We start from the raw sequence: 303 nt of genomic DNA on the forward strand, positions 1-303 counted from the left end.
GACACGCAGAAACAACTTATCAAGTCTTTATTTTGTGAAATAGAAGGACAACTGGCCATTTCGCCTAATGATATTGAAATTACCATTCATGAGCAGGCGCCTTATCAGTGGGGATTCAGAGGAATGACAGGCGATGAAGCCAAGGATCTGAAGTATAAGCTTAATGTGTAAATGGAACAGATCCAGATTTAATAAGGTATTACTGTGAAACATAAAATTGCACTGTATGGTGCCGGCAATGTGGGAGCGACCACGGCGCAATGGTTGGCTCAGAAAGAATTAGGCGATATTGTTTTATTTGAT

At 40.6% G+C, this 303-nt stretch carries 1 protein-coding gene; it reads left to right on the top strand.

The window, feature by feature from the left end; all coding sequences use genetic code 11:
• The coding region (locus B4K20_RS05030) for a tautomerase family protein (RefSeq protein WP_289282126.1) at positions 1-171 on the top strand (171 nt) is incomplete at its 5' end.
• Between the last annotated feature and the right edge of the window lie 132 nt (positions 172-303).

This window comes from Methylophaga sp. UBA5088, from assembly GCF_002414625.1.
GTDB classification, from domain to species: domain Bacteria; phylum Pseudomonadota; class Gammaproteobacteria; order Nitrosococcales; family Methylophagaceae; genus Methylophaga; species Methylophaga marina.